The 10,410-nt window shown below is 49.7% G+C and carries 8 protein-coding genes and 3 pseudogenes; 10 read left to right on the top strand and 1 reads right to left on the bottom strand.

Translation table 11 applies throughout. The annotated features are described in order from the left end of the window. Positions 1-32 precede the first annotated feature (32 nt). The 10 genes and pseudogenes from B5F88_RS17295 to B5F88_RS17340 all read left to right on the top strand — a co-directional run. Positions 33-239 (top strand): hypothetical protein, encoded by a 207-nt coding sequence (locus B5F88_RS17295; RefSeq protein ID WP_002596142.1) that lies wholly within the window; start codon positions 33-35, stop codon positions 237-239. A 488-nt stretch (positions 240-727) separates the two neighbouring features. Beyond that, positions 728-2,410, top strand: a complete 1,683-nt coding sequence (mobQ, locus tag B5F88_RS17300) for a MobQ family relaxase (protein WP_087348541.1) — start codon at positions 728-730, stop codon at positions 2,408-2,410. A gap of 209 nt (positions 2,411-2,619) precedes the next feature. Further along, the gene (locus B5F88_RS17305) at positions 2,620-3,330 is read left to right on the top strand and encodes a LytTR family DNA-binding domain-containing protein (protein ID WP_087348543.1); all 711 of its coding nucleotides are present in this window, start codon (positions 2,620-2,622) and stop codon (positions 3,328-3,330) included. Then, a complete protein-coding gene (locus B5F88_RS17310; RefSeq protein WP_162612231.1) occupies positions 3,323-4,780 on the top strand; it encodes a sensor histidine kinase in 1,458 nt (485 codons plus the stop codon). The genes B5F88_RS17305 and B5F88_RS17310 overlap by 8 nt, the downstream gene beginning before the upstream one ends. A 48-nt stretch (positions 4,781-4,828) precedes the next feature. Beyond that, entirely contained in the window at positions 4,829-5,608 is a 780-nt protein-coding gene (locus B5F88_RS20410; protein ID WP_140402171.1) for a hypothetical protein, read from the top strand. A gap of 285 nt (positions 5,609-5,893) precedes the next feature. Continuing rightward, complete coding sequence (locus B5F88_RS17320) at positions 5,894-7,423, top strand: recombinase family protein (protein WP_087348548.1); 1,530 nt, start codon at positions 5,894-5,896, stop codon at positions 7,421-7,423. Positions 7,424-7,510: 87 nt separating this feature from the next. Next, a pseudogene (locus B5F88_RS21605) lies at positions 7,511-7,609 on the top strand (Maff2 family protein); the annotation flags it as partial. A gap of 82 nt (positions 7,610-7,691) precedes the next feature. Beyond that, complete coding sequence (locus tag B5F88_RS17330; protein WP_087348549.1) at positions 7,692-8,564, top strand: CD0415/CD1112 family protein; 873 nt, start codon at positions 7,692-7,694, stop codon at positions 8,562-8,564. A 20-nt stretch (positions 8,565-8,584) separates the two neighbouring features. After that, positions 8,585-9,016 (top strand): PrgI family protein, encoded by a 432-nt coding sequence (locus tag B5F88_RS17335; RefSeq protein ID WP_087348551.1) that lies wholly within the window; start codon positions 8,585-8,587, stop codon positions 9,014-9,016. Between the two features lie 4 nt (positions 9,017-9,020). Further along, a pseudogene (locus B5F88_RS17340) lies at positions 9,021-10,298 on the top strand (conjugal transfer protein TraE); the annotation flags it as partial. Positions 10,299-10,303: 5 nt separating this feature from the next. Here B5F88_RS17340 and B5F88_RS20415 read toward each other — a convergent pair. Next, positions 10,304-10,410: pseudogene (locus B5F88_RS20415) on the bottom strand (transposase); the annotation flags it as partial.

The following is a 10,410-nucleotide window of genomic DNA, read 5'->3' on the forward strand; positions in this document are numbered from 1 at the left end:
TGACCTGATCTGGCAGAAACGGAGGTAATCCCATGACAAGTGAAGAAAAGAAACTGTTGCAGGCAAAGCACCGCTTGGAGGAAGCCCAGGCACGGGACCGGGTGAAGGAGCGAAAAGCCCGGACAAGGCGGCTCATTCAGGAGGGCGCTGTACTGGAAAAAGTGCTGCCGGAAGTACAGGCGGTAGGGCTTGATAATCTGGAAGAGTACCTGCGGCGAAAGCTGGCAGGACACGATTGAAAACTGCTGGGAGGTCTCCGGGAAACCGGGGGCCTTCCTCTTTTTTATCCCGAAGGGCGCACTTACTCACCACCTGCTAAAGCAGGCGGTGGTAGCCCTCCCGTTGGTCGGGCACGTGCGCTCATCTCCGGGCCAAGAGCCGCCTGCGGCGGTTGCCCTCCGAAACGCACCTGCGGGTGCAGTCCGAGGGGGATTGCGGCTCCTGCGGGAGCCGATGGACAAGGCTGCATTTCTTCCAAACTGCCAGCCTTGTCCACGCAGTCGGTGCAGGGGTTTCCGTTTTGGAAGCCCCTGTTCATGGGGTGGTATATTGCCACCCCATCCCGCCGTCTGCCTGTGTCAACCTGCCACCGGCAGCTTGACACAGATACAGGGGTGGAACGAATCGTTCCGCCCCTGCTGGTGGTGCGTCGCATTTCACGACGTACTGAGCGAAAACAAGGGTGCCCTGTTTCGGGGCACCCCTTTCAGAAAGGACAAGGTGATTTATGGCGATTTATCATTTGGAGGCCAAGATGGTCAGCCGTGGAGCCGGGCGCTCCGCTGTGGCTGCTGCGGCCTATCTGAGCTGTTCCCGGATGCTCAACGAGTATGACGGAGTGCAGCACGACTACACCCGCAAACAGGGACTTGGATGGCGGCAGGTTTTTCTGCCAGCCACGGCCCCCGCAGAGTGGCAGGATCGGGAAACCCTGTGGAACGCCGTGGAGGAAACCGAAACCGCAAAGGACAGCCGCCTCGCACGTGAATTTGTGGCGGCGCTGCCCATAGAACTGAGCCGGGAGGAACAAATCCAGCTCCTGCAAGATTTCATCAAGGAGCAATTTGTGGCAGACGGAATGTGCGCCGATGCTGCCATCCATGACCCGTATCCTCCCGGACACAATCCCCATGCCCATATCCTGCTGACGGTGCGCCCGCTGGATGAAAAGGGAAAATGGCAGTACAAGACTGAGAAAGAATATCTCTGTGTCAAAGACGGCGAGGAACGGGGCTTTACCGCCGCTGAGTTCAAACAGGCGCAGGCCGACGGCTGGGAAAAACAGTACCAGTACAAAGTGGGCAAAAAGAAGGTGTATATGGCCCCGTCCGCAGCGCAGGCGCAGGGCTATGAACGGGTGTCCAAATACCCCAAAAGCACCAAATATGGCAGGCAAAATCCCATCACGGAACGCTGGAACAGCGATGAGCAACTTGTTCTGTGGCGGGCTGCATGGGCAGATGTGGCAAACCGCCATCTGGAGCGCACCGGGCACGAAGAACGCATCGACCACCGCAGCCATGCCGAGCGTGGTCTGCTGGAGCGGCCTACGGTCCATGAGGGTGTGGTTGCCAGAGCCATGGAGAAAAAGGGCATTATCTCTGACCGGTGCGAACTGAACCGGCAGATCAAGGCCGACAATGCCCTGCTCCGGGAACTGAGAGGACAGGTCAAAAAGCTGGCGCAGGCAGTCAAAAATACCATCCCGGCACTTGCCGAGGCCATGGAGAACCTGCGTAAAAATCTGCTACTGTTCTGCTATCAACTGGGGTATCTCCGCAAGGGAAAGGAACGCCTGAACACCTCGCTGAATACGCTGCGCCCTGCCCTCGCACAGTACAATCAGCTTGCAAAGGACATCCGGGATAAGACGAAAGAGCGCCACATCCTGCTTTCCGAGAAAAAGGCGCTCTCTGCTGTCCATGTGTTCCGGCACCGGGAACTGGCAGCAAAGATTGCGGCTCTGACAGAGGATTTAGAGGAACTACGTTCGGAGAAAAATCTGCTTCTGGCGTCGCTGGCATATTCCGAGGAAGATGCTGCCGAAAAATTCCCCAAAGACATTGCCGCCATGGAGCAGAGCCTGAAACGGTTGGAAGAACAGGAACAGAAATATTCCGCCGAGTTGGATGCCGCCCTGAACGAGTATACCGGGCTTCGAGAGCAGGCGCAGGGCTTCGATCCGGTGCAGCTCTATGAAGCAAGACAGACCATTCGTCCACAAGCGGAACAGGAGGTTGTGTGTCGTTTACAAAAAGTCTATGGGGACAGGTACAGCTTCATGATGATGGAGCGCAGTAAACGAAATGCAGCATGGTATCTACATGAGGCTGACGAGGAAGGTCTGGTCTGGAAAGTTACTCGCCAGAGGTCAAACGGACAAAAGCAACGGGATGATGGAGAACGATAGAAAGCGGGTGGACTTGAGAAAATGATTTCGTGACATGATATGGATGTTTCGTTACATTTGGCTTTGTTGTTTAAGTAAAACAGCCGATAAAGTACATGAAGCGAACACAAAAATAAGTGGACAAAGAGACTGGAGAACAATTTCAAACCTCCATGGATGGGATCGCTGTTTCAGTTATGATATACTTTTGTGAAAGGAGGAATGTTATATTGAAGATTGCGATTTGTGATGATGAATTAAAAATCACACAGCAGATTGCGGGCATGGTCAGAAAATGCCTGCCGGACTGTGAAGTGACATGCTATCGGTGCGGTGAGGATCTGCTGAACACACAAAAAACATTTGATCTCATTTTTCTGGATATTCAAATGGATGGTCTGAATGGGATTCAAACTGCAAAAAAGATTCGCAGTATGGATGAAACTGTATTGATTGTTTTTATTACAGGAATAAAAGAGTATGTTTTTGACGCTTTTGATGTAACGGCATTTCACTATCTCTTAAAACCTGTTCAAATAGAAAAGCTTCAGGAAATACTGCGTAAAGCCGAGAGGAAACTTACAAGAGAAAAACACTGTAAAAAAAAGCAACTTTTGATAAAAACAAGAGATAAAAGCCTGACTGTTGACACGGATGATATTTTGTTTTTGGAAAATGCACTGCGAAAAATTATCATCCATACCAAAACGGGAACAGTTGCAGTATATGGCACAATGTCAGCGTTTGAACAACAGGTTGGCACAGGGTTTTATCGAAGCCATAGGGGGTATTTGGTGAATCTGGCGCATGTGGCGGAATATGATGCTGAAACCATTTATATGGACAATGGGGAAATCGCGTATTTGACCCGGAAAAGTTATCCGGATTTTGTGAAGCAGTATATGCGATTTCTGCGGGATGGAGATGCGCGTCATGTCTGACCTTTTGATGAAATTATTCATGATCGCCCTTTATCTTTTTGAGGGAGTATTTATACAACGCTTGTTTCAGACGTTTGCACAGCCGCGATGGAGCACTGGAAAATGGAGTGAATATGTTGTCAGCATGATATGGGTCATGTATCATTCAATCTGTCTGACAATGAATATGCATTTCTATCCCTCATCCGTATGGAATTTACTTTTTTATATCTGTATTCTGCTTGTGTTCACTGCATTTTGGTATCAGGGAAGCATGGTTCTAAAACTGTTTTTGGTGATGCAATTTACGGCCATTCACGAGCTATCCATATGGGCCTCCAACAGTGTGATCTATTTTAATTCAAAAATCATTCAACTTCTTAGCATCTTGGCAGGTAAAGAGATTTTATCTTTGGGGATGTTATTGCGCCTTATTTCTATTTCCCCTCTGCTGCTAAGTATTGTTGTTGGTATAGTAAGAGAAAGCATGACATTCTTTTCGATTCGACGGATTATGAAAACATACCGACATCGTCAGCCATTTGAAAAAAATGTAATCCCTTATCTATTACCGGTCGCAGCAAGTGTCATGACCGCAATGCTGATCAGATTACTCATTCTTACCGTTGAAAATGGTAATGTTGTTGTTCTCTATGAAAAATATCCGGAACTTTATCTAATCGTTCCACTCCTTGCGGTTCTTTTGCTATTCTCCAATCTCTTTAGCTTTGAAATGTTCCAGAAGATGATTGGGCTGCAACAGGAACGGGCTGAGAAATTGGTGCTAGAAAATCAAGTCATCAGTTTGCAAAATTCTATCGCTGAAATGGAAACGATTTACGACGGCGTTCGGGCAGTAAAACACGACATGAAAAATCATATGCTTGTACTACAAACGCTGTTGCACGAGCAGAATTCTGCGCATGACATCAGTTCAGAAATTGAGCGGTATTTTCAGAATATGTATACTTCCGTGGAACAACTGGACAACCGTGTACATACAGGAAATCCGGTCAGTGATGCGGTCATCAACAGCAAATTTCAATATGCGAAAAAGACCATTCACGGTATTCGTTTGGCTGCAGACGAATTAATTGTACCCGATACGATCTCAGTCGAGGCTTACGACATTGGCATTATTTTGAGCAACGGATTGGATAATGCCATAGAAGCCTGTCAAAAACTCCGACGGACAAAACCGGAGGAGGATACCTATATTTCGATCCGCTCTTTTTGGAAAGGAAAAATGTATTTTATCGAGATTGAAAACAGTTTTGATGGGGTGATGCGAATGGATACAAATAGTGACTGGCCATGCTCAACAAAGCCGGATTCAGATGCACATGGTATCGGATTAAGGAATATTCATAGTTGCGCTCAAAAGTATGGAGGTGATATGGACTGTATCGTAAATGGACGGCGGTTTATCCTATCCGTCATGGTAAAAGGGCAAAAATCAGCAAATGATTGATGCGATTTATAGATATTTGGCAATTTATATTCTAATGGAGGTCTAATTATGAGAATCACAAGCACAGGTTTCAATCCCTATCAAACAAAACTGCGGCAAGTAAAGAACAGTGAAGCACCCGAAAAAGAAAGCACTGCACAAGCGAATGCATTGCAATCAAGTCCGGCGGCGATGTATGAAAGCACATCAAAAGTGCAATCATCTGCAACGGAATCACTGATTACGAAACAAAAAACGGAGAATTTCACAAACTTTATGCTGGATCGATATAAAGAGTATGGACTTACACTGTCCTCTGGGCCAATGCCAGAGAACTTAGGTGTAGCGCCATCATTTTCTGTTGACCCAAGAATATTAGAGCAGGCTGCAAACGACCCTGAAAAAGCAAAAGAGTTAGACGATTTGCTGTATGGTCTCACAACAATCGGAACGAATTTATTTAATGCAATAAACAATCCACCTGCTGTAAAATTCTCGATGTCCGTTCATGTAAATGCAGATGGTTCATCAACAACAATAACAAGAAAAGAGTACAGCAGTGCAGAAGCCAAAAACAAATACGGTGGTTTAGATTTCAATAGCTTTTTAGACAAACAGGAGGAGCTTTTGGAAAAACATCAGTCTGATTTTGACTATAAGGAAGCTGTTGGAGAGAAGTCATCGGAAGATTACACACAGGATATTGCCGAAGCACGTCGTGAAGCTCGGCAATGGCTGCAAGAATTTCGAGATGGACTGCGGATGGAAGAATGGATCAAAGATCAGAATGAGGAAGAATACATCCTTCAGCAACAACAGAAAAAGCAGTTTTTTGATATGAAAATATAAGGATAGCGGAGGTGTGTAGGAATCCTTCGAGTTTGTACCAGCGGAATTTAACAGTAAAGCAGGAGCCTGTGCACTCTGGTCCATTCAACCAGCTGGATGTGCCGCAAAACTTAATGTTTTGCGACACATCCTTTTTAATTGATCAACAAATTATTCATATAACCAAGTACTAATCCGTTCCTCGCTGCAAGAGCCATGCACTCTTGCTCAGCAGATTTGCTTGGCTTATTATCAAGTTTGTCGTATTCGGGATTATATTTTTTATGTTGAAAACACCCTTGACAAATCCCTTCCCAAAAAAGGATACTCGAAACCTACGCAAAACAGAACGGCTTTACCAATCTGCGCTGGTACACCGACGACGGTTTTTCCGGCGCGAACTTCCAGCGGCCCGGATTTCAAGCCATGCTTGCGGACATTGAAGCCGGGAAAGTGGGTACGGTCATCGTCAAGGACATGAGCCGGTTAGGGCGAAACTACTTGCAGGTAGGGTTTTACACGGAAATGCTGTTCCCTCAAAAGGGTGTGCGTTTTATCGCTGTCAACGATAATGTGGACAGTGCCAGCGAGGGCATGGACAACGATTTTACCCCGCTGCGAAATCTGTTCAATGAATGGCTGGTGAGAGATACGAGCAAGAAAATCAAGGCAGTGAAAAAGTCAAAAGGCATGAGCGGCAAGCCTGTTACCAGCAAGCCGGTTTACGGCTATGTGATGGACGAGGACGAGAATTTTATTATAGACGAGGAAGCCGCCCCGGTGGTGCAGCAGATTTACCAGCTTTGCCTTGCCGGGAACGGCCCGACCAAGATTGCCCGTATGCTGACGGAGCAGCAAATCCCCACGCCGGGGACGCTGGAATATCAGCGGACAGGCAGCACCCGCCGTTATCACCCAGGCTATGAGTGCAAATGGGCGACCAACACCGTCGTTCATATCCTCGAAAACCGAGAGTACACCGGATGTCTGGTGAACTTCAAAACGGAAAAGCCTTCTTATAAGGTCAAGCACAGCATAGAGAACCCCGTCGAGAAGCAGGCCATTTTCGAGAACCACCATGAGCCGATCATCGACAAGGAAACATGGGAACGGGTGCAGGAGTTACGCAAACAGCGCAAACGCCCGAACCGCTACGATGAAGTGGGGCTGTTCTCCGGGATTTTGTTCTGCGCCGACTGCGGCCATGTGCTGTATCAGCAGCGGTATCAGAACAAAGACCGCAAACAGGACTGCTACATCTGCGGCAGCTACAAGAAGCGCACCCGCAACTGTACGGCGCACTTTATCCGCACCGATCTGTTGACCGCTGGTGTCCTGGCAAATCTCCGGCAAGTGACCGAATACGCAGCCAAGCATGAGAGCCGGTTTGTGAAACTACTTGTCCAGCAGAACGAGATCGGCGGCAAGCGAAAGACCGCCGCAGCCATCAAGCAGCTTGAACAGGCGCAGGAACGCATTTCTGAAATCAGCCGCATTATCAAGCGGCTGTATGAGGACAATGTAAACGGCAAAATCAGCGATGAGCGTTTCATGGAACTGTCGGCTGACTACGAAGCCGAGCAAGCGGAGCTGAAAAAGAGAGCCGCCGCCCTGCAAGCCGAACTGGACAAGTCACAGGCAGCTACCGTCAACGCCGAGAAATTTATGGGCATTGTCCGCAAGCACCTTGCCTTTGAAGAACTGACCCCCACTCTCTTGCGGGAAATGATCGAGAAAATTGTGGTGCATGAGTGCAGCTATGATGAGAACGGCACCCGCAGGCAGGACATTGAGATTTATTACAGCTTTGTCGGCAAGATTGACTTGCCCGAATAACCGCCCGACCTATCCGACACAATGGCCAAGTGTCGGATAGGAACGGCAAAATTTTTTGCACTTCTATTGCTTCTTTATCACACATAAGCAAAGAGCCAGGGCATGAAGCAACTCATGGCGGGCGCTGGAGTGGCTATCGTCGGCATGGTGCTGGTGCCGCTGCTCTCTGGTCTGTTCACTGTCTGATCGTTCCCATCGTTAAGCTGTCATAAGAAATCCTTGCCGCCCCTGCCTCTAGGCGGGGGCGGCTGAAAGGAGGCTGCACCGTATGGATTTCTTACTGGATGCCCTTACTGACTGGCTGAAAGAAATGCTGGTAGGCGGCATCATGGGAAACTTATCGGGGATGTTCGACAATGTGAACCGACAGGTCGCAGATATCGCCACACAAGTCGGCCAGACCCCCCAGGGCTGGAATGGCAGCATTTTCAGCATGATTCAAAATCTGTCCAACTCCATTATGGTGCCGATTGCTGGTGTAATCCTGGCCATTGTAATGACCACAGAACTGATTCAGATGATCGTGGACAAAAACAACCTGCACGATGTGGACACCTGGATGATTTTCAAGTGGGTGTTCAAGTCTGCCGCCGCCATTCTCATTGTCACCAACACCTGGAACATCGTGATGGGCGTGTTTGACGCAGCCCAAAGCGTGGTGGCGCAAGCGGCGGGCATTATCAGCGCGGACGCATCCATTGACATCTCCTCTGTCATGACCGATATGGAATCCCGGCTGATGGAAATGGACCTGGGACCGCTGTTCGGCCTGTGGTTCCAATCCATCTTTATCGGCATTACCATGTGGGCGCTGTATATCTGCATTTTCATCGTCATTTACGGCAGAATGTTGGAAATATACCTTGTGACCTCAGTAGCGCCCATCCCAATGGCTACCATGATGGGCCGGGAGGTGGGCGGCGGTATGGGACAGAATTATCTGCGCTCCCTGATTGCCCTGGGGTTTCAGGCGTTCCTTATCATCGTCTGTGTGGCGATCTATGCCGTACTGGTACAGAACATTGCCACCGAAGCCGATATCATCATGGCTATCTGGAGCTGTATGGGCTATACGGTTCTGCTGTGCTTTACCCTCTTTAAGACCGGCAGCTTGGCAAAGGCTGTGTTCAATGCACATTAACCAGGAAGGAGGCAATCCCTTTGGCTTATGTACCTGTACCCAAAGACCTGACGAAAGTCAAAACCAAGGTCGCGTTCAATTTAACCAAGCGGCAGCTGGTCTGCTTCACGGGCGGTGCGCTCATCGGTGTACCGCTGTTCTTTTTGCTCCGGGGGCCTGTGGGAAATAGCGTGGCGGCCATGTGTATGATGCTGGTCATGCTGCCCTTCTTCCTGCTGGCGATGTATGAAAAGCACGGCCAACCCTTGGAAAAAGTTGTCGGCAATATCATTAAGGTGGCCGTGATCCGGCCCAAACAGCGCCCGTATCAGACCAACAACTTTTATGCTGTTCTGGAGCGGCAGGAAAAACTCGACAAGGAGGTGTATGACATTGTTCACGGCAATCAAAAGCTGGCTGCACCGGCTGTTCGGAAAAAGCGAAGAACCGGAGAAAACAAATCAGCCGGTTAAGGTCATGAAAAAGCTGTCCCATGCTGATAAAAAGCAGATTGAGGCTGCGATTGTTCGTGCCAACCGGACGAACCGGAAAGAAAAGTCAGCCCAGGACAGTATCCCCTATGAACAGATGTGGCCGGACGGTATCTGCCGTGTGGCAGACGGCCACTACACCAAGACCATCCAGTTCCAGGACATCAACTACCAGCTCTCGCAGAATGAGGACAAAACCGCAATCTTTGAAGGCTGGTGTGATTTCCTCAATTACTTCGACAGTTCCATCCGGTTTCAGTTGTCCTTTTTGAACCTGGCGGCCTCCGAGGAGACCTTTGCCCGCGCTATCTCCATCCCTCTCCAGAGAGACGATTTTGACAGCATCCGGGTGGAGTACACCACCATGCTGCAAAACCAGCTGGCCAGGGGCAACAACGGTCTTATCAAGACCAAGTACCTGACTTTCGGCATCGACGCTGACAACATTAAGGCCGCCAAACCCCGGCTGGAGCGTATCGAAACGGACATCCTCAACAACTTTAAGCGCCTGGGCGTGGCTGCCGAGGCTCTGGATGGCAAGGCGCGGCTGGCACAGCTCCATTCCATCTTCCACATGGATGAGCAGCTGCCATTCCGATTTGAGTGGGACTGGCTCCCGTCCAGTGGGCTGTCCACCAAGGATTTCATCGCCCCCAGCTCCCTTGAGTTCCGCACCGGCAAGCAGTTCCGCATGGGCAAAAAGTATGGAGCGGTCAGCTTTGTACAGATTCTTGCCCCGGAACTGAATGACCGGATGTTGGCTGATTTTCTGGATATGGAAAGCTCGCTGATTGTCACCCTGCACATCCAGTCGGTGGATCAGGTCAAGGCCATCAAGACGGTCAAGCGCAAAATCACCGACTTGGACCGGAGCAAAATCGAGGAACAGAAAAAGGCTGTCCGCGCCGGATACGATATGGACATTATTCCCTCCGACCTTGCCACCTACGGTGCCGAAGCCAAAAAGCTCTTGCAGGACTTACAGAGCCGCAACGAGCGAATGTTCCTTGTGACCTTCCTGGTGCTGAACACGGCGGATACCCCCAGGCAGCTGGGCAACAACATCTTCCAGGCCAGCTCTATTGCCCAAAAGTACAACTGCCAGCTGACCCGGCTGGACTTCCAGCAGGAAGAAGGGTTGATGTCCTCTCTGCCCCTGGGCCTGAACCAGATCGAGATTCAGCGGGGGCTGACCACCAGCTCCACAGCCATCTTTGTTCCATTCACCACCCAGGAGCTGTTCCAGAACGGCAAGGAGGCGTTGTACTAAAAGTGGACGGTGCAACGCTGGTACTTTGCTTCGGGGAACACTTCTCCCACAGCCTCCAGCATACCAAGGCACTTGTCTCCAACCACCAGCTTGACCCCGTCCAAGC

Origin of the sequence: Flavonifractor sp. An306, assembly GCF_002159455.1 — a bacterium.
In the GTDB taxonomy this organism is placed as follows: Bacteria; Bacillota; Clostridia; order Oscillospirales; family Oscillospiraceae; genus Flavonifractor.